Consider the following 21,757-nt stretch of genomic DNA (forward strand, 5'->3'; position numbering starts at 1 on the left):
TCCTTTTTAAGTTTGCCCTTTTCCTGAAAGAACATGTAAAATTGTATAAGCGAGAATTTTCAAGTCCATTCGAAGTGACATGTTCTCAATGTAAAATAGATCATACTGCAACTTCTTTTTAACATCTTCGATTGACTCATCATATTTATACTTAATCTGAGCCCACCCAGTTATTCCAGGTTTGACTTTTAGCCTGCGTTTATAAAGCGGTATTTTTTTTGAAAGTTCCTCAACGAACATAGGTCTTTCAGGCCTTGGACCTACTAAACTCATATCTCCTTTCAAGACGTTAAAAAACTGCGGTACTTCGTCAAGATGTAATTTTCTTAATATTTTTCCTACGCGCGTCACCCTTGGATCATTTTTCATCGCCCAAGTTGGACCAGTAAGTGCTTCCGCATTTTCAAACATAGAACGAAACTTGTATAATGTAAAAATCTTTCCATCTTTACCGACCCTTTCTTGCTTGTAAATCACTGGACCCTTCGAATCTATTTTTATCAAAATTGCGATCAAAATCCATATCGGCAATCCAACCAAAAGAATTATCAACGACACAACTATATCAATCAACCTTTTCACAACTTTTTCCCAAGGTTTCATCAACTCAGGCATGATTTCAATAAGTGGAAAGCCATAAATTTGATTCGTTCGAGCCTGCCCACTTATCGCATCATAAAGATCGGGAACAATTTTAAATCCAACATCTTCATCGCACCTTCCAATTACCTCAAGAAGTTTTCCGTGTTCAGATGAATCAAGCGCAAAAATTATTTCTTTTATATCGTGTTCCCTTATGACATCATTGATCTTTTCAACTGATCCAAGTACCCTAACACCTTTATGTTCACCCCCCTTTCGTTTATCAGTTCTAATGAATCCAACGACTTTATACCCAAGCGCTGGATATCTTTCCAAAAGGTCAAAAATCTCCTTTCCTTTTTCGTTAAATCCAACAATTAATGTATTTCTTAACCCAATACCTTTTTCGAGCAATTTTCTCTGCAAGGTTCTCACAGCAATACGTCCCGCGGGTATAAAAAACATCATTAAAAACCAATAAATTAAAATCAGTATCCTCGAGTTTGCTGGCGAATTAGTTGAAATATCATCAATAAAAATAGCGAAGAAAAGAACGAACACTCCAAATGTAACTGCTTTCAAAATGGTGATAACTTCGTCAAGCCTCGACTTAGCATACCACGATTGATATAAACCAAACAACCAGAACATGACAAGCCAATAAGCTGTGATGATTAACATTGGACCCCAAAATTCAGGTCTTACATAATAAGAAAATAAGCCACTCTCAACGCGAATCAAGTAATAAACATACCATACCAAAAACAGCATCAAAATATCAATGGAAATCACCAGTACTTTTTCAGCAGTCTTTGACATTTTCAACAGGTTCTTTTGATTTTAAAAGCTCATAATATACTTCCACAGTTTTCGAAAGCATCTTATCAAGGCTAAAATTTTTCATTGCCTTTGCTCTTCCAGCCTCACCCATTTCTTTGCGCAAGGTTTCATTTTCAATCAAAGTTTGAAGCGCTTTTGTAAACTTTACAATGTCACCAGGAGGAACAAGAAAACCATTTACTCCATCTTCAACTAACTCAGGCACACCACCAACATTAGAAGCCACAACAGGCAATCCAGCCATCATTGCTTCAATGATAGTCAGGGGTAACCCCTCCCATCTAGATGGTAAAACAAAAATATCCGTTTTAGAAAAAATCTCAGGTATATCATATCTTTCCCCCCATAAGACGATTCTATCGGTTAAACCCTTTTTAGAAACATATCTTTGTACTTTCTCTCGCAATTCTCCATCACCAACAATCCAAAACACCGCATTATCTATATTTTCAGCGACATCAATTAAAAAGAACAAATCTTTGGGTGGTGCAAGTCGTCCAACAAATGTAACTATGGGTTTATCGTTATGCGGTTGTGATTTCACAATATTTTGAAACAAAGATGGATCAACGCCGTTGTGAATCACGAGTAACTTTTCAGGCGGAGCAACTTTAAACTCTATAGCAAGTTCCCTATCATGTTCTGATACGCATATTATTTTCGTTGTCACGATTGAAGCGACTCGCTCAACTTGAGCCAAGAGCCATCTTTTCCAAAACTTTTTTCCCTCTGTAAAAACCCAACCATGAGCCGTAAAAACCACGGGTTTTACATTTAAGACTGCGGACCAAAATCTAGCGATAATTCCAGCCTTTGAACTGTGAGCATGGATTATATCGGGTTTAAATTTTTTTATCGCTTTATACACAGGTATAAAAGCCCTTAAATCATTTACCAAGTGAAGACGCCTAACGAAATATGGATTTTGAAAAATCTCGACTCCCATTTCCCTCGCCTCTCTAACCAACCTAGGCTCCGGCGCGGAAACAAGACCAACAGAATGCCCCAGGCCTCTCATATACCTCATCAATTGCAAAACATGCATAGAGGCACCTCCAAAACCAGCCGATGTCACAACATACAAAATTTTCATGTTCTTAACTTTTCAGAGTTTTTTCTTCATGATTTAAGTTAACTAATGAAATCAAAAACCCAAAAAGGATCCAAAAATGGCGCCAATGTAAAGTATCTATTACAAAACTTTGCACGACTATTCCTACTAAGCAGCTAAATATCCATGAAATATCACTTGAATAGATAATTCTCCTTGACTTGACCAAAACAAGCGATGCTGTCGCCAAAGCGCCTATCACCAGCGTTAAACCAATAATTCCATTTTCAGCCAAAACTCTTAAATAAAAATTGTGTGCAGAAGGTGTTAATCTAAGCATCGCTCCACCCATCGATTTCTGATAATCTAAAGAGTAATCTTCAAATTGTCCGGGTCCTATTCCAAGTGGATATGATTTAAAAAGTTCAACACCAGCCTTCCACGCCATAGCCCTACCGTATATATCATACCATTGGGCACCTCTAAATCTAAAACTTTGCCGAAAAACTTCAAGAATAACAGGTACAGATAATATAGCAACAATTAAAGCAACGCTAAAAACAGCGAAAAATCTTTTGCTTCTTTTTGTTATCAAAGACACAAAACCAAGAAAAAAAATCCCAACTATTAAATTTAATAAAGAACCTCGCGAAAAAGTTAAAACAATAGATATAAGCAAAAACAAAAAAACCAATGTATACCTCAATATCTCCCTTCTTTCCCCAAATAGAATTTTATTCATCGCATATAAAGCGCCCGTCACCACAAAAGCACCGAGGACATTTGGATCTTTAAAGAAACCAGACGGCCTTCCTACTCTGCCTTGAATTAACATCAGAATAATCATTAGCACCTGAACAATTGCAGATATATAAACTGCAATTAAATAGAATCGCCTAACTTCAGCCCAAATTTTTGCATCTTTAATATAGCTTGAAAAATAAAACGCAAGTGAGATAGTGTATATTGTCACAGCACCGAAAAATACTCCTCTAGAAAAATTTTTTGAGTAAAAGATTTGGAGTAAGTTAAGAACAATGTATGCAAGCAATAAATGTAAAGCTGGATGCGAAAGCCACTTGAAATCACCTTTCATAATCCTTTTAAACCACGACCCAGCGAAAATGAAATCAACTGGAGCGGGTTCAAACTCCAACCCCCATAAAAACATTAAACCAGCGTTTGCTTCTTTGCTTGTAAATAAAATCCACATTAAACCAAACATAAACATAACAACCCACATCGCATAATAATTCACAAACATTCCAATCAAAGGCGTAAATAAAGCAAAAGCAAGCATAACATTTTGTAAATCAACCGCTGGAGTATATTTGTTCTCGGTGGTTATTTCCATTTTAAACTTATCACAGCTCTTCTTATAAATTTCAAAAGTGAAAATGTAATTAAAAATGGGAAAACAAGCCCGCTGATCATCTTATTCTTTAATAAGTCAAAGTAAACTTTTAACTCATCTTTTTCCATCCTCCACAATTCCCCCGAAGGCCCGCTATGCCCGAAATGGGGCTTGAACTTTAAAGCCAACGGTAAATCAATATATATTCCTTTATAATCAGATAGCAACAATCGAATCCATAAATGGTAATCGTCACAATACTTCAAACTTGGCTCTAAACGAAATGGTAAATCTCTCTTTAACATCATTGTACTCGTATAAAAATAATTTTTCAGTAAAATTTTTCTTTTTGAAACCTTTTTCCATTTAAAGTTCGTTAAATTATATTCGGGTTCATGATAATCGGTGGCAATTTTCATATTATGTCCAGTGAAATCAAATTCTGGATTGTTGAGCATAAAATTAAGTTGTATCTCAACCTTATGTCTAACCCAAGCATCATCCTGATCTAAAAAAGCAATATAAGGTTGCGTAGCAGCATCCCACCCAACGTTTCTCGGTATACTAGGTCCTCCAGAATTTTTACCAAGTTCGATTAACTTCATCCACCCATTATATCTTTTTTCAAGCTCCCTCAAAAATTTAACTGTTTCCTCCTCGCTGCCATCATCAACGACGATCAGCTCAGCGGGTCGCCATGTTTGTTCATAAACTGAGCGAATTGCCCTTTCAATTACATCTTTACCATTATAACACGGGATTATAACACTTACCGGTGCATCCATAAGAACGCCAACAATTTACTTTTAAATTTTTCTCTCTCACTTTGTTCAAGTGCCTTAATCCAAGCCACGGAGCTAAATATTACAAGTCCCAAAAGCGCCATAACAAACTTTAACAATAAATTCCACGCACCACTGGCAAAGGCAAGAAGAGCTATAACTATCGAAATGGAGAAAACAGAGAAACTCCCCTGATTTAAAAGTTTATTCCAAGCAACGATTTCCTTTTTAAAGACTATTCCATACAACAAAAGTGAATCAACAACTTGTCTCAACATCCATCCAACCCCTGCCCCCAAGATCCCAAATTTATAAATCAAAAATGAAATAAAAGGAACATAGAGAATAAGTTCACCAAGATAAACCTTAGCCGTTATATCAGGTCTTCCAACCCCCTGCAATAAAATCGCAGGAAAACCAGCTATTGAATTAATTAGAATGCCGAAGGCAAGAAATTTAAAAACATTTGAACTATTAACCGCAAAATCATAGCCAAGCCACAACTTTAAAATTTCGAAAGAAAAAAATGATAACACGAAAACAATTGGAAAAAGTATAACAAAAGTTAAACGAACCGACTTTGAGAACAAATTTGAAATTTCATCATTTTGCCTCTGCCCGTCCAATAAACTAAAAGCTGGAAATAAAGTTATAACTAAACTAGCGGGTATTATCCACAACCTTTGAACCACTTCAAACGGTGCTGTATAATAAGCCAGAACACCGACAGATAAAATCGCACCTATCAAAAATCTATCAATATAAATCAAAATTGGATTAACGATATTCACCACAGTAATCCAACCCCCAAAGGAAAATAACTCTGACAAAAGCTTTAAATCGAATTTAAACTTGCTTTTTAAAGCTGGACAGATTCTCAAATCAAGAGCGAAAAGAGTAAAAATCATCAAAACCCGCATCATTATTAAGAGCACCACTATCCCCGTCAACTTCAAATTTAAAACCGCACCAAGAATTGATAAAATTAAAACACCAATTTTAACTGGAGCTAAAACAAAATTTATAAGATCAAAGCGTTGGTAAGCTTCCAAGACACCTTGAAGAGATGTACTCACTAAGATAATCGGGGTAAAAAGAAAAATAAGATAAAATGAAGTCCTTGCCTCAGAAATTAGTCCCGGGCTTATCTTTAACACCTTCTCAACAATAAATGGTGTTAAAAATAGGGAAACTATTGCTAACGCAATTCCGATGATTACCTGCATTAAAACTGATGTCCAAACTATTTTAGAAATATTTTCAAATTCCCCTCGGGCTAAAGCATTAGCAACAAACTTTGTCGTTGCCCTTCCGAGGCCAAGATCAAGCATCGTTGAATACCACATCAACATCCAAAGAATTGAAAGTATACCAAATCTCTCAGTGCCAAGATACTTTATTAAGATTGGAACCCCCAAAATCGCAGCAATGATCGGAAGAACTTGACCAACAAAATTAAAAAATGTGTTTTTGGCGATTAACTTTCTTATAGAAGAAAAATCAGGTGTTAAATGCTCTTTTTGCATACAGATGGGGATATTAGGATATCTTGTAGATGTTCGCAACTTTTCGAGCAAAATTATAAGCTTTCAGATCAAGTGAATTTAAAAATTGCTTCTTGTTAAGCAATGATTCATTTACAAATGAAATTATAATAAATAAAACCAAAGCAGACGCAAAGACCGATAAAACTATTAATGTTCTAAATGGTCTTGCCTTCTTCTCGGGTGGGACAGCGTAATCAAGAACCTGAACAACTGGAACATTTTTTTGCTCTTCTATTTTCGCTTGTTCATACAGTGGAACAATAAATTCAAGAAGTTTATTCTGAATTTCATAATCGCGATAAAGCCGAAGATATTGCAAACCTAATTCAGGGACATCCTTAAAGGGTACAAATAAACTCATCTCATTTTTAGATTTTTCGCTACCCTCTTTCATCTGATTTAACCTTTTTTTCATCTCTTCAATTTGAATCATAGCAGTTTTAACCTCAGGAGCATCCTCCCCAAATTGCCTTTGTAAAATCCCAAGTTTAACCTCCTCAGCGATTATCCGCGCTTCAAGCTCAGCCGCTGCCTCAATAGCAGCTTTAGTTTGCTCAGGTAAATAATAAATACCGTATCTTTGTTGAAATTTCTTAAGTGTATCCTCAGCAGCTCTAAGGTCCGAAAGGTTTTGTAAATAACGTTTCTCTATCACAATTCTATTATTTCTCGCCTCTTCAGTGTTAAGTTTTATATTTATCTCATTTAAAACATCAATGAAATAATTAGCCATATCAGCTGCCCTTTGGCGATCTCTGTCGTAAACATTTATCACCAAAATTCCATTCTCATCAATTTCAAAATCTGTATTGCTCCTCAACTTCTTCACCGCCTTCTCCATAGATGAATCTTTTATCCCATAGACCTTGATAAGATCAAACTTTTCAACAACTTTTTCCATCGCTGTTCTGCTGTTTAAAATCGCAAGATATGTAAAGAGGGGCAATTGTCCCCCACTCAACCCTCTTAAAAAGGGCGCAAACTCACGAATTGATTGACCTAAAGCTCCAAGTCCACCAAAGATGTCGGTTTTCCGCGGAGCAACTACTGTTGCTGTCGCTTTATATTGAACAGGTAAGAGAAGAGCAACAATAACTGCAACTAATGTAATTACAAAAACATTGATAACGATAAATTTCCTCCACTTGTAAAGAACATAAAAATAGTCCCAAATTCCCACTTCTGCTTGTCTCCCGTCGGTTCTTTCGGCGTGACCTTCGTTCATTATCCTAAATTTTTCCGCTTTTAATTTTTTGAAAACTTAAAAAAATAAAGATAAATAAGCAAGATTCAAACAAACGAGAACTATTTGTGCCCGGGGCGGGATTCGAACCCGCACGGGCTTGCGCCCACTACACCCTGAATGTAGCGCGTCTCCCAATTCCGCCACCCGGGCAAAAGTTGAATTTAATTTAAAAACTCAAAATCTAAACTCAAAAATTTAATCTCGCTTTGTGATTTTGAGAACAAGTGGCACTGAAGCAAAAGCAATGAACCCACTTAAATAAAACCCAACTCTTAAACCCCAAAATCCAGCTATTATACCACCAAGCCCCGGCCCAACCACATTCGAAAGCGTCGTAAAACTCGAAGCAATCCCCATAATCCCACCTTGCTTATCCTCATTTACATTTCTACTTACAAAAGAATACAAAACTGGAACCATCCCACCAAGAAAGAAACCAAACAACGCCCTCGATAAAATCACAACAAAAATTGAATTTGAAAGCCCTTGAAGTATAAACGCAAACCCAACCCCTGAAAAGGAAAAAATCAAATTCCTCTTATATCCTCTAAAACCAAACTTCCTAAAATCACTATCATTTTTCTTACCCCACATCGGCGCTGACAAAATTGTAAACGCTCCAGCAATTGAGAAAGCAATACCAGTCAAAGTCGAAATATGCTTCACATTTTTAGCTACATACTCAACAAATAAAGCAAAGATAGGTTGAACTATCATAACAGTCACTTGAGATAAAAATATGAGAACTAAGGCAATGCTTATGCTTTTATTTTTAAATGCAAAGTGATAATTCTCAATCAAATTCTTTAATTCATTTCCACTCTTCAAATTGTTTTTCTTTGACTCAACGGCTCCGAATATCAAGAGAAACCCTGAAACAAAACATAATACGCCTGTTAGATAAAAAATGTGTCTATAACCAATTAAATCTGCGAGTACCCCGCCAAACAACGGACCTAAAAGTTGACCGCTCGATGTCGCCGTTTGAAGAGTCCCAATTGCATATCCCTTTTTCTCATACGGAGTCTCCGCAGAGATAAAAGCAAGTGCTGAAGGTATGAAACCACTTATCGCCCCTTGAATTATCCTAAATATGAAAAGTTGATAAACATTTTGAGATAGACCAGTTAAAAACTGAGCCACACCAAGCCCAAATATAGCTCTAACCATGATCAATTTCCTCCCAAATCTATCTCCAAGTGTTCCCCATATTGGAGTAATAAAGAAAGAGACTATAAAAGGACCAGAAAAAATAATTCCACTCCACCTCGCAACGCTTGCCTCATCCCTTACACCAAGCTCACGAATAAAAAAGGGAAGAAATGGAACAATCATACTCATTCCCATCATTGTAATGAACTGCGCAATCCAAACAATGTAAAGGTTTCGTCGCCAGATTTCCACTTTATTCCATCAAACAAAATAATTTTCAACTTTTAAAAGGAATAACCCAAACCAAAGACAAAATGAAACATCTTTATAAATGTCTCCGCTGTTCCACCGTAAATTCCAACATTCACAATCTCACCAGATGTATATTTTAGCTCAACCATCCCAAGTACGCTTTTGTAAATTTTAAAATCCGCTCCACACGAAAACTGAACAACAAAATCGTTCACCTCATATCGCTCAAAACTTAACGAATCAATCGTCGTCTCAAAATGCGGTACCGAAATTCCAACACCGAACTTTAAAAAAGGAAAAATATAAGATTTCAATCCAACCTTATAGCCATAATTTAAAATCGCATAATTTAAACCATGGGAAATAGAAAAATTTTGAACTATATCGCCAAATCTTATCACCGAATCAACTAAAGCATTTCTGTAAATCCCGACCGCTCTTACAATTTGCTCTGGATTGGAATAAACCTTTGAATGAATAAATTCAAGCTCAACAAAAGTTCGGGGATTTACAAATTTTAACCTGTATGAAATCTTAAACCCATAATAAAGGGGGAATTCAAACGATTTATCGGACAACTTAATGCCATCAAACCTTAAAAAAGTTTGATTTATATCTTGGGAAATTTTAAGGTATGTTGATGCTGGCAAATTTTTACCAAGATATGCAAAAAAAGTTAAATCCTGTGCAATACAAACAGAGAAAACAAAAAGAGATATCAATATTTTTATTGTCTTCACGCTCACTAACATTTTTATTTATTACAAAGCAGGCGGGGAAAACCCCGCCATATTAATTTTATGGATAAAGCCCACGAAGCCTAACCGCCTCAGCTACTCTGCTGATTCCAAGCATATAAGCTGCCATCCTCATTGAGACTCTATTCTTCAGATGAATGCTAAGAACCTCATCAAAAGCACGTTTCATAATTTTTTCCAACATACTGTAAATTTGCTCTTCATCCCAGAATAGATGCTGCTCATCCTGAACCCATTCAAAGTAAGATACAGTAACACCACCAGCATTACACAATATATCAGGGATGACGAAAACACCTTTATCTTCGAGAATTGCATCTGCTTCGGGAGTGGTTGGACCATTTGCAGCCTCAGCGATTATTCTCGCCTTTATATTTCCAGCATTACCCTCATGGATTGCGTTTTCAAGCGCCGCTGGAACAAGAATATCACACTTTAAAGCAAGGAGTTCATCTGCAGTTATAGGTTCAGAGTTCGGGAATCCTACAACTGAACCTGTTTTATTTTTGTGTTCAATAAGTTTCTTTATATCAAGACCTTTATCATTGAAAATCCCACCTTTTGAATCATTTACTGCTATAACTTTTGCGCCAGCATTTTCAAAAAGCATCGCTGCGACAGAACCCGCATTTCCAAAACCTTGAACTACAATAGTTGCACCATCCAATTTCATTCCAAGGTGTTCTACAGCTTTCTGCGTGGTATAAAACACACCGCGACCCGTAGCTTGATCTCTACCAACAGAACCACCGAGCGAAATAGGTTTTCCAGTTACGACGCCCGGAACTGCATAACCTTTCATCATGCTATATGTGTCCATTATCCAAGCCATAACTTGCGGATTTGTGTAAACATCAGGCGCAGGAATATCTTTTTCAGGACCAATCAAAGGAAGAATCTCGGCAGTATAACGCCTCGTCAATCTCTCAAGTTCTCCTTGCGACATTTCTTTTGGATTGCAGACAACTCCGCCCTTACCACCACCAAATGGAATATTGACAATCGCGCACTTCCAAGTCATCCAAAAAGCAAGGGCTTTAACCTCATCAAGCGTAACATTGGGGTGATACCTTATACCACCCTTTGCTGGACCCCGAGCTGTGTTATACTGAACACGATAACCCTCAAAATGTTGAACCTTGCCATTGTCCATGCGAACCGGGAAATTAACAATTAAAATTCTTTCTGGATATTTAATATGCTCGCGAATATCCCACTCAAGATTTAAAAGGTCAGCTGCTTTGTCAAATGTTTCAAGGGCCATATCATAAATTGACCTTGCCCCATTTTTAAGTGCTTTTTCCTTTTCAGCTATCATGGCTTTTTCTCCTTTTTTATTTTAAAATAAAAAATCCCGAACCTTTCGAGTTCGGGATTTATCTTACTTGGCTTCCGCTATCAATTTCATCAAGGGTTGTTATAATTGTTAATTTCTCGTCCTTTACAGCTGCAAGAAGCATACCTTGAGATTCTATACCCATTAGCTTAGCGGGTTTTAAATTTGCAACCACCACAACACGCTTGCCAATAAGCTCCTCGGGTTTATAATGTTTTCCAATTCCCGCCACAATTTGCCTTTCCTCTCTCCCTATTTTAACTTTCAACTTTAAAAGTTTTTCCGAATTTTTCACTCTTTCACATTCAATAACTTCAGCTACGCGAAGGTCAATTTTTTCAAAATCCTTTATATCTATCTGCGGCTTAAACTCAATTTTTTCTTCCACGATTTCTCCAGACGCTATTTTTAATTTCCTTATCTCATCTTCAATTTCAGCATCTTCTATCTTTCTAAACAAAATTTTTGGCTCCCCAAGTTGATGACCTGCCTCAAGCAAAAGCTCAGCAGCACTATCCCAACCTGCTTTAACAATATCATCCTTCAAATTCAACATCTCCCAAATTTTCCTCGACGAAAACGGTAAAACTGGCTCAAATAAAATCGCAAGAGCTCGCACCAACTGCAAGCATAAATTTATCGTTGTCGATGCCCGACGCGGATTTTCCTTGATCATCCTCCAAGGCTCCGTGTCGTTAAAATACTTGTTCGCAAATCTCGCTAAGTTCATCGTCTCAAAAACCCCATCCCTTATCCTGAAATTTTCATAATTGTTGGCAATTTTATCCACATGCTCTTTTAACTTTGCTATCAACTCTTTATCAATCTCCTCAAGTTCAAACCTCTCCGGAACTCTGTTATCAAAATTCTTTTTCGCAAATGTCAATGTCCTGTTAACAAAATTACCAAGTATATCTGCCAACTCATTATTGTTTCTTGCTTGAAATTCTTTCCATGAAAAGTCCGTATCTTTTGTTTCAGGCAAAATGCTGGCAAGGGCATAGCGTAACGGATCTGGTTCAAATTTCTCAAGATATTCATTCAGCCAAACAGCATAATTTCGGCTTGTTGAAAGTTTCTTGCCCTCAAGATTTAAAAATTCATTTGCTGGGACATTATCCGGAAGCACATAAATTTCATCGCTTCTACCTTCATTCCATGCCATCAGCATCGCTGGAAAAACAATACAATGGAAAACGATATTATCTTTTCCAATGAAATGAATTAATCTTGTATCTGGATCTTGCCAATATTCACGCCATTTTTCAGGTTGACCAATCTTTTGAGCCCATTCTTTCGTTGATGAGATATAGCCAAGCAAAGCATCGAACCAAACATAAATCACTTTTCCTTCCGCCTCAGGAATAGGAACTTTCACCCCCCAGTGTAAATCCCTTGTCACAGCTCTATCTTGCAATCCTTCTTTAAACCATGAATAAACATAATGCTTAACATTTTCCTTCCAATCAGTTTTTGTCCCCATCCATTCTTCAAGCTTCTTCTGGAATTCGCCAAGTGGCAAATACCAATGAGATGTATCTCTGATCACAGGGGTTGAACCACAAATTTTGCACTTCGGCTCAATTAAATCCGTTTGCTCAAGCCAACTTCCACACTTTTCACATTGATCTCCCCTTGCACCAGGTGAACCACATACTGGGCAAATCCCCTCAACATATCTATCCGCAAGAAACATTCTGTCCTTTTCACAATACAATTGCTTCGTCGTTTTCTCCTTTAAAATTCCCTTCTTGTAAAGTTCCAAAAAGAATTCCTGTGCCGTCTGATGGTGTAAAGGGAGCGATGTTCTTGAATAATTATCAAAACTCATCCCAAATCTTTCAAAGCTTTCCTTGTTCATGTAATGATATTTATCGACGACCTGTTGAGGCGTTATACCTTCTTTTTCCGCCGTAATTGTTATCGGAACACCATGTTCATCGGAGCCACAAATATATAACACATCTCTGCCTTTCAACCTCTGATAACGAACATAAATATCAGCGGGAAGATAAGCTCCAGCGAGATGACCCAAATGAATAGGTCCATTTGCATAGGGAAGTGCAGCTGTCACGAGAATTCTTTTAAAATTTTTGCCCAAGAGCGTCTCAATTTTTTGTTGTCAAATGCTGTTAAGAATTTAATCAATTTTTAAAATTAACCCAAACCATTTGAAAAAATCTCCTTATTTCGCTCAAATGCTTCAGGCGGAACAATTTTCTTTATCTCATCAAGCGTATATCTTTCCCATAGGTCATTTCCATAATGCACATAGACATAATTTTTGAAAATATCAAACTTTTCAATCTTGCCAATTCCTCTCTCCGTTTGAATCTCATAATCAATCGGTGGGAAGTTTTTCAAAGCCTCAAGATATGTCTCCATTTCAAATAACAAACAACACTTTAACCTGCCACACTGTCCCGATAACTTTATCGGATTCAATGGCAGATTCTGAAACTTTGCATGAATAAGGGTAACTTTATTAAACTTCTCAAGCCAAGTGTTGCAACATAAAGCTCTCCCACAACTTCCAATTCCACCTATCTTTCTTGCCTCATCCCTGACGCCGATTTGCCAAAGTTCAATCCTCGTTTTAAAAATTTTAGCAAGATCACGAACGAAAGCCCTGAAGTCAACCCTCCCACTGGCGGTGAAATAAAATGTAAGACGATTTCGATCAAATTGATATTCAACATCAATCAGTTTCATCTCAAGATTAAAAGCTTTCACCCTTTGCTTGAAAATATAGTGTGCTTTAACTTCATCCTCTCTATTTTTCTTCAACTTGTTTAAATCCTCTTCATTTGCAAGCCGTATCACTTTTCTCATCAACTGACCGACTATGCCAAGGAAATTTCTTTTCTGATGAACCTTCTCCCCAACCAAATGAACACGCCCAAGATCAATACCACGAAGCGCCTCAACAAGAACATAATCCCCAGGTTTAAGCTCAAGGTTTTGTTCATTTATAAAGAAATCACGACGCATACTTTTAAATTCAACTTCAACGAGATTTAAAGTATGCTCAATCTTGGCAAGTTCAGGGTCGAAAGGTTTCTTGAAGCAAGATTCACATGGCAATTTAGCCTCTTCAACTTCAAGTCCTTCGGCTTCAATGCCTGCGATAAATGTTTTATCTAATTGCTCCCAACCACTTCCAAACGACTCCCAGTCCTCCTCAAGCCAAAAAGGTGAATCTATTTTTCTATCCATTGCGTTTTACCCATTTGTTTTGTTTTTTGATAAGCCTTCTTCATCAACTCTGAAAGTTCAAGCGAAAGATTTATCAAAATCAAATTTAGCTGAACATTTTTCTCAACTTGCTCAATTGCCTTTTCCACAAGTGATATCGCATTTTGATATTCAAACTCACCATAATTTGCAACAAATTTTTTCAATCTTTCAAGCATATTAATGTTTATGACTTTATCCACCATGCCAACTTTAACCATCAACGCATCCCTGAACCATGTCAAAATAACCTGTAAAAAATTCTCAATTTCACTCCTTTCATAATCGGTCACAATTTTTTCAATCTCAATCAACAACTTAACAATTTTCCCCGATGCAATTGTAGCAAGAAAATCAATTGGCCTTATCCTTTTATCTTCAACTGTAACATCAAGAAGTTCTATTGCTTTACCGAAACTTCCATTTGCAAGCCGTGCGACAAGGCGCGCCCGTGCTTCACTTAATCCGTATCTATCAACCAATGCCTTCGCTATCTCATCGTCCGAGAGATAAGAAAATCTTACAAGCTGACACCTTGATGTGATTGTCGGCAAAAGTCTATCTTTATTTGAAGTGGTCAGAATTATAACTGTCTTGGGGGTTGGCTCTTCAAGTGTTTTTAAAAATGCATTTGCTGCCTGTTCGGTCATCGCATCAGCCTCAGAAACAATCACAACCCTCCAGCCTGGAATAAATGTACTATGCGAGATCTCCATTTTAATCTCTCTAATGCTGTTGATCTTTATGCTATTCGCCCTTGGGATTGTGATCTTGTGGTAGGGATTTTGCGACTTTAACTTTACTTGTTCCTGTATAATCTTTATCTCTGACTCATCAAGCTTTTCAAGGGGTGAATCATCCTTTGTTTCGTTTTTACCAAGTGGAAGTTTAAAAACAAGCTTTACATTGGGATGTGAAAACTCAGAAATTCCTTTACAGGTTTTGCATTCATCGCACGCTTCTCCCTTCTTACGCTCACAATTTAACGCCTTCGCAAACTCAATTGCCATAGCATCTTTACCAACTCCCTCAGGACCGTAAAACAAATATGCATGTGCTACCTTTTCGTTTAAAATTGCATTGATCAAAATTTGCTTTACTCTATCCTGACCTATTACATTTGACCAAGCCATTGTTATATAACTTTTTTAGAAAGTTTGACCCACACCGATGTGAAAAACCATTTCTTTTAAAATCTGTCCAGCCGTTTTCTTAAAAATCATTTTTGAAGTAGAACTGGGATCATAAACTTTAAACCCAAAATCAAACCTGAAACCTCCAAAGAATGTCAAATACCTCAAACCAAATCCACCAGCAACAGCGAACTGATTTAATTTAACATACCTTAAATCATCCCACAAATTACCTAAATCAACGAAAACCACGCCCCCGAAGCTTCTCCAGAAAATTATCCTATTTTCAAAATTTGCCTCTATCAAAACATTTCCACCAAGAGCTGGATTTGAAACATTTCCAAGTTCCCTAACTCTCCACCCGCGTACGCTCGCGCTTCCTCCTGCGAAGAATCTCCTATTTATTGGTATCGGTTGCAATTCAAATCTCTTAGATGACTTTATGTAAAACTCATTCGCTACACCTAATTTAAATTTAAACGCAAAAACTGAATTATTCAAACCAAAAAAACGCCTATAAAGCCAACCAAATTTATAATATTGTGAAAAAGGTAAAACATTTATCCCCATCTGACCCAAAAGAAACGGGACTACTCCACCCTCCTCAACCGAAATCATATGAGCGTATCCAGATCTCGGATAAATTAAATCATCCGTTCTATCAATCTGAAATGTTATCGATAAAATTGAGTTAAGCTGTCTTTGATAAAGTTTTTCAAGTTTTGGATCAACCGTCCCTCGAAACTTTATATTCACACTTTCTATATCCCAATCTAAAAAGCCTGAATACTCCCCATTTGGCTTGTAAATAAACCTCACCCTGTTTCTCGCTATATTCAGCGAATAACTTTTTTGTTTATCTATCATCAAAGCTAAACTGAATTCTCCAGGAATCCTACGACCGACTAAATAAGGTTGGTTTAACCTCATATTTGTCTCAATCAACCCCGCACTTGTGGTATCCTCCAAACTCGGCATTCTATTAAAACTTAAACTTTGGATCTGAAACCTTACACTCGATGAAAAATTTCTCCCCCCACCTAAAAAATTTCTGTTTTGATAGTCAACTGAAACACCAACATTGAAAGCGTTTCTTTCATCGCTGAAATAAATCGAAGGGAAAATATCATGCTTATTTCTAGGAACAACCCAAACATTGACATCAGCAAGATGAACGGTATCGGCTTTCCCTGTTGGCTCAAGATTAATTCGCACATTTTCAAACAAGCCCGTCTGGGATAAATTAGCTTCGCTTTTCAGAATTAAACTTCTGCTATAAAATTCACCCTCTTTAAATTCAATTTCACGCCTCACCAGCTCCTCGGAAACTTTCATCTTCCCTGTCCCTTCAACCAAAATTTTTATATCCTTGATCAAATATCTCTCGTTCGGATTAAACGGGACAAAAACTGAAACGATTTTTTTTGTAGAATCAACCAAAACACGAATCCCCACTCTCTCAACATACGCATTTTGATAACCATTGTCATAAAGCAAATTCAAAATCCTTTGAATCTCTGCTTCAACATCAACCCTTCTATATCTCTTTCCAACTTTGAGAAAAGAAAAATTCATGCAAATTCGCCTTAAAGAATCTGGGATTTGCTCAAGCCCAGTAAAATCAATTTTATCAATCAAGTATGGTCTCCCCTCATCTACCAGAAAGTTTAAAATCGCTTCCTTACTTTCATAGTTGTAGTAAATCAGCGTATCAATTTTTACATCAAAGAAGCCATTGTCAAGATAGTAATTTCGCAGGCTTATAATGTCATTAGCGACCTTGATTTTCTCAAGATATTGAGGTTTGTCCCCAAGTCGTTTATTTACTTTGTAAAGTATTTGCCAGAATTTAGAAGGGCTTTCTTTTGAAACAAGGATCGAATGTAATTCTCTTGCTGATAAAGTTTTATTCCCCTGAAAATTTATCTTTTTCAGTTCAAAATTTTGCTCCTGCGCTTTAAGAATCGCAAATCCAATAACTAAAAGAACAAAGATTAACCTTTTCATCGCTGTTTAACTTAATTAAAAACTTAAAAAACCCGCCCAAAGGGACGGGTTAGCTCATACTTAGTATTCATCCTCCTCGCCAAACAAATAATCATCCTCATCCTCAGGAGAATAATCAGGCCAGATATCTTCAATTCCATTATATTCTTCGTCTGTATCTTCAAGTTCTTCAAGGTTTTGAATTACTTCGGGCGGGGCACCAATTCTTTTTGCATATTCAATTAATTCTCTCTTTGTTGCTGGCCATGGTGCACCTTCAAGATAACGAATCAGCTCAGGTGTCCACAACATATTTTATCAACCTCCCTTAGTTTGATTTGTTACTTGCCTCCTGCACAAGTTCTTTATATTTATCTGGTTCAACTTCCTCAAAGAAATAGTTTAATGGATTTTGTGGAATACCATCCTTCCATACCTCATAGTGCAAGTGAGGAGCTGTGACAAGACCTGTAGCACCGCTTAAAGCGATCCTATCACCACGCTTTACCTTCTGCCCTTCCCTAACAAATGCCTTTGAAAGATGCGCATACAAAGTTACATAACCAAAACCATGATCAATTTCAACCAATAAACCATACCTTCCTCTATATCCAACATAACTTACAACACCATCACCCGTTGCATAAACAGGCGTCCCAACATCGACGACAAGATCAACACCCTCATGCATAGCCCAAATTCCAAGTATCGGGTGTTTTCTGTAACCAAATTTTGATGTCAAACTACCTTTTAAAGGCAAAATAGCAGGGATGCGTTTAAATTTTTCCTGATTGATTCTGTATTGTCTATAAATTTCCTCATAACTTTTCTGTTGCAATCTCAATTCCCTCTCAAGCTTATCTATCTTTGCAAAAGACTCAGCAAGTAATTTTCCTGCTTCCTCATCAGAAAGATTAAACTCATATTTTTCTTCAACTCCACCAACCGCAACCTTTTTTATGTCGTCATCGATAGGTTTTAAATCCACCGCAAGTCGTAATTCTCTATCCTGCTCAAGCAACTTCGCAACGATGCTCTCAACCTGATTAAACTTCTCCCTCAAAACTTTTAACTGATTTTTTAAAAGATTATTCTCCAATTCCAACTTCTCTGCCCTAACTTTACCAAAACCAAGGATATCACCCATAAAGTAGTTCAGCACAAATAAAAACCCTAAACTAAACACTACGATGAGCAAAACAAATATTAAAAACTTAATCTGGATGTTTTTGATCTCATTAAAACTTAAATTCTCCGTATCGAGGTAAAAAAACTTTCTACCCATGTGCATCTCCTGTTTATTTTGCCTAATCTACAGGGAAGATAATGAATTTAAAGCAATTTGTCAAGAGTTCGCCCAAAAGATTTTTGTTTTTATAAAACTACTTGATTAAATTTTTACACAAGTAAAAAAGAACTTCTTCCATTTATGCTGAGATTAAACGCTGAGAAGATTAAGGTCTTGATGCCTTTAATCTTTTTGTTATTCAACGCCTGCAGTGTTCAAAAGATAACCATAAGATATGCATCAGGGATATTTGATGCTGGAGTAAAAGCGATATTTAGTGAAACAGATTATGAAATTGCAAAATCAAGCATACCAGCAAACCTCAAGCTTCTGGAAGCAATTTACAATGTTGACCCCCAAAATGAAAAAATCATAACTTTACTGGTTCAGGGATATACTGGATATGCGATGGGATTTGTCGAAGACGAAGACCCTCAAAGGGCAAAGCTACTTTACAAACGAGCATTTGAGTTTGGTATAAACTATCTTAAAGCGAAAAATAAAAAATTTGCCGAAAGTCTTAACGCAGAGTTTGAAAAATTTGAAAAGACATTGAAAAGTGAGTTTACCAGGAAGGATGTACCAACTCTGTTTTGGACAACAATGGCTTGGGGAAGCTATGTCAATTTAAGCAGGGACGACCCCGACGCAATTGGACAAATTCCGAAAATTGAAGCGATGGTGAAACGAACAATTGAACTTGATGAAAATTACTTCTACGGCTCTGCAGATATGTTTCTCGGCGTTTTGCTTTCCGCAAGACCCAAGATGTTTGGAGGCGACCCTGAAAAAGGAAAAGAATATTTCGAGAAATGCATAAAAATCTCCGAAGGCAAATATCTACTGCCATATGTCTTTTATGCGAGATACTACGCAGTCCAAATTCAAGATAAAGAACTCTTCGAAAAACTTTTAAACTATGTAATCGACTCCCCCGCTGAGCTTTTAAAAGATGCAGAGCTTCTTAACATAATTGCTAAGAAAAAAGCTGAAAGATTTAAAAACATGACTGATGAATTATTTTAAACAAAAAGTAAACGGAGATGAAAAAAATCCTTCTTCTTTTCATATTTCTTAACTTTGCATTGGCTCAAGAATACCTTATAAAAGTTGCAACCATTGCCCCAGATGGAAGCACATGGATAAATGTCCTGCGTGAATATGACGCTCAAATAAGAAAAGAGAGCAACGGGAGGATTGGATTTAAAATTTATGCTGGTGGTGTTGCTGGTGATGAAATTGATGTTTTAAAGAAAATTCGAATAGGTCAATATCACGCTGGCGGATTCACTGGAGTTGGTATCGGCGAAATCGCACCAAATGTCAGAGTTCTTGATTCCCCATTCCTTTTTAAAAATTATGACGAGGTTGATCACATCTACCAAAAATTTAGTGATGAACTTGAGAAAGAAATTGAAAAAGGCGGTTTTGTCTTGCTTGGATGGGCTGAGGTTGGTTTTGTTTATACATTTACAAAAACCCCAGTTTATGGGATCGAAGATTTAAAGAAAATTAAAATGTGGGCTTGGCAAGGTGACCCAATCGCTGAAGTTGCATATAAGGTTATCGGAATTACACCTGTACCACTATCCGTTACAGAAGTTTTAACCTCTCTTCAAACAGGTTTAATCGACGGAGTCTACGGCTCCCCACTTGCAATTCTTGCAACACAATGGTTTACGAAAGTCAAATATATGCATAATGTCCCCATAACGGATGCATCAGGTGCGCTTTTGATTTCGAAAAAATATTTCGATTCACTTCCAAAGGATTTGCAAGAGATCCTTTTGCGAAATGGTAAAAAATATATGAGAAAACTTGTTGAGTTGACAAGGGAAGAAAATCAAAAAGCAATTGAAACATTAAAGAAAAACGGAATAATCATAACAAATCCACCATCAAAAAAGCTTCTTGAGGAATATGACGAAATAGGAAAAAAAGCAAGAAGAATGCTCGTTGGAAGACTATTCAGCGAGGAATGGCTCAACAAAATCGAAAAAGCACTTGAAGAGTATCGAAAAGCAAATCCAAAAACATCCAAATAATGAAATTTCTAAGCTCAATCGACGAAATCATTGCAAAGATTGAATTAATTATTTTGATGGTTCTTCTCTCCTTGATGGTCATCATTAGCTTCACGCAAGTTGTGTTAAGAAACATATTTGAAACTGGGATATCATGGGCTGATCCAATGTTAAGATATACTGTTCTATGGCTTGCCTTTATTGGCGCATCGATAGCAACAAGAGAAAATAGACACATAAACATTGATGTTCTAACTCGCTTGCTTTCACCAAAATTGAAGAAAATAGTCTCTGTTTTAACCAATCTCTTCGCTCTTTCTGTTTGTTTGATTTTACTTAAATCTTCGATCGACTTTATAAAGATAGAAATGCAATTTCCAAGCGAAATTTTCCTCGGTTTAAAAAATTGGATGCTTGAGATAATCATACCTATTGGCTTTTCGATGATGAGCTTAAGGTTTTTGCTTAACATCATAAAACTCATCTTTGTTAAAAATATTTTCTAAGTGGCAAATGCTAAACTTTTTCCTGCTCCTTTTTTTCATTTTATTTGCGCTTTTCAGAACACCCCTCTTTGCTGTTATATCCGCAATTGCAATTTTAAGCTTCCTTTCCATAAAGACAGATCTATCCGCAATTATAATTGAAATGCTCCGCCTTGCAAACACTTCAACTTTAATTGCTATACCACTATTTACATTCGCTGGATATATCCTCGCCGAGAGCAATACACCAAAACGACTCGTGAACCTTACACAAGCACTTTTCGGATGGATTCCCGGAGGGCTTGCTCTCGTGGTTTTGGTATCATGCGCCATATTCACCGCTTTCACTGGCGCCTCTGGAATTACAATTGTTGCATTAGGGGGACTTGTCTTCCCAGCACTTATAAAAGGAAATTACTCCGAAAAATTTTCGCTTGGACTTGTGACAACATCTGGAAGTTTGGGCTTACTTTTCCCACCCAGTTTACCTTTAATTCTGTATGGATTCGTTGCACAAGTTGATGTCGACAAACTTTTCATCGCTGGGATCTTACCTGGAATTTTGCTCATCGTTTTACTCTCAATTTACAGCATTGCAAAAAACTACAAAATCATCCAAACACAAAAGTTTTCGCTTCAAAATCTATGGCGAGCAACAATTGACGCAATTTGGGAAATTCCGTTACCATTTTTGATAATTGGCGGAA

General features: G+C 36.9%; 19 protein-coding genes and 1 tRNA gene. 4 read left to right on the top strand and 16 right to left on the bottom strand.

Annotated features, from left to right (window positions below; all coding sequences use genetic code 11):
• Window positions 1-6: 6 nt before the first annotated feature.
• The 16 genes from AWW78_RS01640 to AWW78_RS01715 all read right to left on the bottom strand — a co-directional run bounded on the left by AWW78_RS01640 (window position 7) and on the right by AWW78_RS01715 (window position 18,538).
• Window positions 7-1,401: an undecaprenyl-phosphate glucose phosphotransferase gene (locus tag AWW78_RS01640; protein ID WP_047133958.1), complete on the bottom strand. Its 1,395-nt coding sequence runs from the start codon at window positions 1,399-1,401 to the stop codon at window positions 7-9.
• On the bottom strand, window positions 1,385-2,515 hold the full coding sequence (locus AWW78_RS01645; RefSeq protein WP_047133959.1) for a glycosyltransferase family 4 protein: 1,131 nt from the start codon (window positions 2,513-2,515) through the stop codon (window positions 1,385-1,387). Before AWW78_RS01645 ends, AWW78_RS01640 begins: the two co-directional genes overlap by 17 nt.
• A gap of 4 nt (window positions 2,516-2,519) precedes the next feature.
• Complete coding sequence (locus tag AWW78_RS01650; protein WP_047133960.1) at window positions 2,520-3,827, bottom strand: O-antigen ligase family protein; 1,308 nt, start codon at window positions 3,825-3,827, stop codon at window positions 2,520-2,522.
• On the bottom strand, window positions 3,818-4,612 hold the full coding sequence (locus tag AWW78_RS01655; protein ID WP_047133961.1) for a glycosyltransferase family 2 protein: 795 nt from the start codon (window positions 4,610-4,612) through the stop codon (window positions 3,818-3,820). Before AWW78_RS01655 ends, AWW78_RS01650 begins: the two co-directional genes overlap by 10 nt.
• A complete protein-coding gene (locus tag AWW78_RS01660; protein WP_047133962.1) occupies window positions 4,597-6,135 on the bottom strand; it encodes a flippase in 1,539 nt (512 codons plus the stop codon). Before AWW78_RS01660 ends, AWW78_RS01655 begins: the two co-directional genes overlap by 16 nt.
• A gap of 13 nt (window positions 6,136-6,148) precedes the next feature.
• Window positions 6,149-7,381, bottom strand: a complete 1,233-nt coding sequence (locus tag AWW78_RS01665; protein WP_047133963.1) for a GumC family protein — start codon at window positions 7,379-7,381, stop codon at window positions 6,149-6,151.
• Between the two features lie 87 nt (window positions 7,382-7,468).
• Window positions 7,469-7,552, bottom strand: a tRNA-Leu gene (locus AWW78_RS01670).
• Window positions 7,553-7,597: 45 nt separating this feature from the next.
• Window positions 7,598-8,806, bottom strand: coding sequence for an MFS transporter (locus AWW78_RS01675; protein ID WP_047133964.1), 1,209 nt, complete (start codon window positions 8,804-8,806; stop codon window positions 7,598-7,600).
• A gap of 32 nt (window positions 8,807-8,838) precedes the next feature.
• Complete coding sequence (locus AWW78_RS01680; protein WP_047133965.1) at window positions 8,839-9,546, bottom strand: hypothetical protein; 708 nt, start codon at window positions 9,544-9,546, stop codon at window positions 8,839-8,841.
• 58 nt (window positions 9,547-9,604) lie between these two features.
• Complete coding sequence (locus AWW78_RS01685; protein WP_047133966.1) at window positions 9,605-10,882, bottom strand: Glu/Leu/Phe/Val family dehydrogenase; 1,278 nt, start codon at window positions 10,880-10,882, stop codon at window positions 9,605-9,607.
• Between the two features lie 58 nt (window positions 10,883-10,940).
• On the bottom strand, window positions 10,941-13,001 hold the full coding sequence (metG, locus tag AWW78_RS01690; protein ID WP_047133967.1) for a methionine--tRNA ligase: 2,061 nt from the start codon (window positions 12,999-13,001) through the stop codon (window positions 10,941-10,943).
• A gap of 56 nt (window positions 13,002-13,057) precedes the next feature.
• Complete coding sequence (locus tag AWW78_RS01695; RefSeq protein WP_234697353.1) at window positions 13,058-14,116, bottom strand: PSP1 domain-containing protein; 1,059 nt, start codon at window positions 14,114-14,116, stop codon at window positions 13,058-13,060.
• Window positions 14,101-15,267, bottom strand: a complete 1,167-nt coding sequence (gene holB, locus AWW78_RS01700; protein WP_047133968.1) for a DNA polymerase III subunit delta' — start codon at window positions 15,265-15,267, stop codon at window positions 14,101-14,103. Before holB ends, AWW78_RS01695 begins: the two co-directional genes overlap by 16 nt.
• A 15-nt stretch (window positions 15,268-15,282) precedes the next feature.
• Complete coding sequence (locus tag AWW78_RS01705) at window positions 15,283-17,274, bottom strand: BamA/OMP85 family outer membrane protein (protein ID WP_047133969.1); 1,992 nt, start codon at window positions 17,272-17,274, stop codon at window positions 15,283-15,285.
• A 60-nt stretch (window positions 17,275-17,334) separates the two neighbouring features.
• Complete coding sequence (locus AWW78_RS01710) at window positions 17,335-17,565, bottom strand: DUF2795 domain-containing protein (protein WP_047133970.1); 231 nt, start codon at window positions 17,563-17,565, stop codon at window positions 17,335-17,337.
• Between the two features lie 16 nt (window positions 17,566-17,581).
• On the bottom strand, window positions 17,582-18,538 hold the full coding sequence (locus AWW78_RS01715) for a M23 family metallopeptidase (RefSeq protein WP_075426025.1): 957 nt from the start codon (window positions 18,536-18,538) through the stop codon (window positions 17,582-17,584).
• Window positions 18,539-18,718: 180 nt separating this feature from the next.
• On the opposite strand from AWW78_RS01715, the gene AWW78_RS01720 reads away from it, so the two are divergent.
• From AWW78_RS01720 to AWW78_RS01735, 4 genes are all read left to right on the top strand, one after another.
• The gene (locus AWW78_RS01720) at window positions 18,719-19,567 is read left to right on the top strand and encodes a TRAP transporter TatT component family protein (RefSeq protein WP_159420965.1); all 849 of its coding nucleotides are present in this window, start codon (window positions 18,719-18,721) and stop codon (window positions 19,565-19,567) included.
• Between the two features lie 17 nt (window positions 19,568-19,584).
• A complete protein-coding gene (locus tag AWW78_RS01725; protein ID WP_047133972.1) occupies window positions 19,585-20,586 on the top strand; it encodes a TRAP transporter substrate-binding protein in 1,002 nt (333 codons plus the stop codon).
• Window positions 20,586-21,071 (top strand): TRAP transporter small permease, encoded by a 486-nt coding sequence (locus AWW78_RS01730; protein WP_075426026.1) that lies wholly within the window; start codon window positions 20,586-20,588, stop codon window positions 21,069-21,071. Before AWW78_RS01725 ends, AWW78_RS01730 begins: the two co-directional genes overlap by 1 nt.
• A 7-nt stretch (window positions 21,072-21,078) precedes the next feature.
• A partial coding sequence (locus AWW78_RS01735) for a TRAP transporter large permease subunit (protein WP_047133974.1) occupies window positions 21,079-21,757 on the top strand: 679 nt, incomplete at its 3' end.

This window comes from Candidatus Kryptonium thompsonii, from assembly GCF_001535985.1.
GTDB classification, from domain to species: Bacteria; Bacteroidota; Ignavibacteria; order Kryptoniales; family Kryptoniaceae; genus Kryptonium; species Kryptonium thompsonii.

Excerpts from the sequence above, each read along its gene's own strand:
- AWW78_RS01725 (WP_047133972.1), top strand. The coding sequence starts at position 19,585 with ATGAAAAAAATCCTTCTTCTTTTCATATTTCTTAACTTTGCATTGGCT.
- AWW78_RS01720 (WP_159420965.1), top strand. The coding sequence starts at position 18,719 with ATGCCTTTAATCTTTTTGTTATTCAACGCCTGCAGTGTTCAAAAGATA.
- AWW78_RS01660 (WP_047133962.1), bottom strand. The coding sequence starts at position 6,135 with ATGCAAAAAGAGCATTTAACACCTGATTTTTCTTCTATAAGAAAGTTA.
- AWW78_RS01640 (WP_047133958.1), bottom strand. The coding sequence starts at position 1,401 with ATGTCAAAGACTGCTGAAAAAGTACTGGTGATTTCCATTGATATTTTG.
- AWW78_RS01730 (WP_075426026.1), top strand. The coding sequence starts at position 20,586 with ATGAAATTTCTAAGCTCAATCGACGAAATCATTGCAAAGATTGAATTA.
- AWW78_RS01685 (WP_047133966.1), bottom strand. The coding sequence starts at position 10,882 with ATGATAGCTGAAAAGGAAAAAGCACTTAAAAATGGGGCAAGGTCAATT.
- AWW78_RS01715 (WP_075426025.1), bottom strand. The coding sequence starts at position 18,538 with ATGGGTAGAAAGTTTTTTTACCTCGATACGGAGAATTTAAGTTTTAAT.
- AWW78_RS01665 (WP_047133963.1), bottom strand. The coding sequence starts at position 7,381 with ATGAACGAAGGTCACGCCGAAAGAACCGACGGGAGACAAGCAGAAGTG.
- AWW78_RS01695 (WP_234697353.1), bottom strand. The coding sequence starts at position 14,116 with ATGGATAGAAAAATAGATTCACCTTTTTGGCTTGAGGAGGACTGGGAG.
- AWW78_RS01705 (WP_047133969.1), bottom strand. The coding sequence starts at position 17,274 with ATGAAAAGGTTAATCTTTGTTCTTTTAGTTATTGGATTTGCGATTCTT.
- AWW78_RS01655 (WP_047133961.1), bottom strand. The coding sequence starts at position 4,612 with ATGGATGCACCGGTAAGTGTTATAATCCCGTGTTATAATGGTAAAGAT.
- holB (WP_047133968.1), bottom strand. The coding sequence starts at position 15,267 with ATGGCTTGGTCAAATGTAATAGGTCAGGATAGAGTAAAGCAAATTTTG.
- AWW78_RS01710 (WP_047133970.1), bottom strand. The coding sequence starts at position 17,565 with ATGTTGTGGACACCTGAGCTGATTCGTTATCTTGAAGGTGCACCATGG.
- AWW78_RS01645 (WP_047133959.1), bottom strand. The coding sequence starts at position 2,515 with ATGAAAATTTTGTATGTTGTGACATCGGCTGGTTTTGGAGGTGCCTCT.
- AWW78_RS01650 (WP_047133960.1), bottom strand. The coding sequence starts at position 3,827 with ATGGAAATAACCACCGAGAACAAATATACTCCAGCGGTTGATTTACAA.